The sequence below is a fragment of the Streptomyces sp. NPDC091289 genome, from assembly GCF_044757365.1.
In the GTDB taxonomy this organism is placed as follows: domain Bacteria; phylum Actinomycetota; class Actinomycetes; order Streptomycetales; family Streptomycetaceae; genus Streptomyces.
In genome coordinates this window covers 1-2,674 of sequence record NZ_JBIVUT010000054.1, presented here as the reverse complement: position 1 = coordinate 2,674, position 2,674 = coordinate 1, and the positions used below count along the sequence as shown (strand labels likewise).

1 protein-coding gene is annotated in these 2,674 nt (G+C 70.6%); it reads left to right on the top strand.

Annotation, left to right across the window (positions count from 1 at the left end; all coding sequences use genetic code 11):
• Nucleotides 1-57: 57 nt before the first annotated feature.
• Nucleotides 58-2,674 (top strand): acyltransferase domain-containing protein (locus tag ACIQPT_RS37345; RefSeq protein WP_401162800.1); only part of this gene is annotated, 2,617 nt, incomplete at its 3' end.

Here is a 2,674-nt window from a genome sequence, read left to right as displayed (position 1 = left end):
CCGCGCACGCTGCATGTCGACGAGCCGTCTCCGCACATCGACTGGGAGCGGGCCGCCATGGAGCTGCTCCTGGAGGAGCGGCCCTGGCCGTCCACGGGTGACCGGCCCGCCCGCGCCGCCGTCTCCTCCTTCGGTATCAGCGGCACGAACGCGCACCTCATCGTCGAAGCGGCGGAGAGTGCCGCGATCCGATCCGTCCAAGGGACCGACGTGCCCGGTACGGCCGACACGGTCGGGGAGGCACGAGCGCAAGCCGGACGAGCCGGAGAGGGCCGAGCCGAAGAGGACCGCGCCGAAGAGGCGCCGGCGGCCGAGGCCGACAACCCCTCGCTGCCCCTTCCCTGGGCCCTGTCCGCGCGCAGCGCCGACGGTCTGCGCGCACAGGCCCGGCGATTGCTCGACCACACCGCTCGCCCCGGCCTGTCATCCACCGACATCGGCTACTCGCTCGCCGCCACCAGGAGCACCTTCGAGCACCGGGCGGTCGTCCTGGGCCGGACCGGGACCGAACTCCTGCAACGGCTTGAGGCCCTGGCCACCGGCGCCTCCCACCCGGACGTGATCACCGGGCACACGCCCGGTCCCGTCAGCACCGCATTCGTGTTCTCGGGTCAGGGTGCGCAGTGGTTGGGCATGGGGCGTGTGTTGGCGGCGGGTGTTCCGGAGTTCGCTGCGGCGTTGGATGAGGTGTGCAAGTACGTGGATGTGTTGTTGGACCGTCCGTTGCGGGGGGTGATGTTCGCTGCGGAGGGTGAGGCGGGCGGGGGGCTGCTGGATCGGACGGAGTACACGCAGCCGGCTCTGTTCGCTGTCGAGGTGGCGTTGTGCCGGGTGTTGGAGGGTTGGGGTGTGCGGCCGGATTATGTGGCCGGGCACTCGGTGGGTGAGATTGCTGCGGCGCATGTGGCCGGGGTGTTGTCGTTGCAGGATGCGGCTCGGTTGGTGGTGGCTCGGGGCCGGTTGATGGGTGGGGCCCGTGATGACGGGGCGATGGTCGCGGTGGGTGCTGCGGAGCGGGACGTGGTCGCGGATCTGGCCGGGGTGGAGGGTGTTGATGTCGCTGCGGTCAATGGGCCTGAGGCGGTTGTCGTCTCTGGGGATGCCGGTGTTCTGGGGGAGTTGGAGGAGCGGTGGCGTGGGCGGGGTTGGCGTGTCTCCCGGTTGCGGGTGAGTCATGCTTTCCATTCCTCGCACATGGACGGTGTTCTTGAGGAGTTCCGTCGGACTGTGGCCGGCCTGCATTTCAGTGAGCCGACTGTGCCGCTGGTCTCGACTCTGACCGGGAAGGTGGCCGTTGCGGGTGAGCTGACGGCTCCGGAGTACTGGGTCCGTCAGCTGCGTGGCACCGTCCGCTTCCACGACGCCGTCAACACCCTGCGGGACGAAGGCGTGGGTCTCTGCCTCGAAGTCGGCCCCGACGCCGTACTCACCGGCATGATCCGCAACGGACAGGGTGAAGAAGAAGCCCTGACCGCCGTACCCCTGCTGCGCGCGGGGCACTCCGAGACGGACGTGCTCGGTGCGGGACTGGCCCAGGCCCACGCCCACGGCGCGCACATCGACCTGACCGCGTTCTTCCCCGGAGCGGCCCCGACCGACCTGCCCACGTATGCCTTCCGGCACAGGCGGTACTGGCTGACCTCCGGACGGCGGGCGAACGGACGCCCCACCGCACGCGGCACGTCCCGGCACCCGCTCCTGGACACGGTCGTCGAGCTCGCGGATGGAGGCGAGACGGTGCTCAGCGGCTGGTTCAGTGCCGAGGACCACCCGTGGCTCGCCGACCACACGATCGACGGCAACGTGATCCTGCCGGCGGCTGTGTTCCTCGAACTGGGGGCCGCGGCAGCCGCCCGTACCGGCGCCAGTGGCGTGGAACAGTTCACTCTGGAGGCGCCCCTGCCCCTGCCCGAGGGCGAGGCCGTCCGCCTGCAGATCATCGTTCGGGCAGCCGACCCGGACGGCACCAGGGCCTTCTCCGTCCACGCGCGACCGGCCGACCGGGACACCGGGGAAGCCGAGTGGACCCGCTGCGCGAGCGGCAGCCTCACGTCCGCGACCAGCGGCCCGGTGCCGGACACCTTTGCGTCCCTTCGCAACTGGCCGCCGCAGCACAGCACCGAGATCCCCTTGGAGGGCGTCTACGACCGTCTGGACAGGCTCGGCTACGCGTACGGCCCCACGTTCCGAAGCCTCCGCGGCCTCTGGCAGCGCGGCGAGGATCTGTACGCGGAGGTCCAGCTGCCGCGGGAACTGCATGGCGAGGCGGAGCAGTTCGCGATCCATCCGGTACTGCTGGACGCCGCGCTCCAGCCCCTGGCCGTCACGTCGGCCGAGACGCTCGAAGCCGGAGACCTGCTGTGGCTGCCGTTCGACTGGCACGGCGCCTCCTTCTGGGGCCCCGACGGGCTCACCAGTCTGCGCGTACGGCTCACGCTGACGGGCGGCGACGATGTCTCTGTGGCCATCGCCGACCACCACGGCTCGCCGGTCGCCGAGACGCGGACATTGACACTGCGCCGGATGTCCCGGAAGCGGTTCTCCGCACAGTTCGCGGCGGAGAGCCCCGTCCTGCATGCCGTGGGGTGGGAGCCGGTTGTGGCTTCGGGGGTTGCTGGGGTGTTGGGGGAGTTGGTGTTGGTTGCTGGTGGTGTGCCTGGGGTGGTGGGCACGC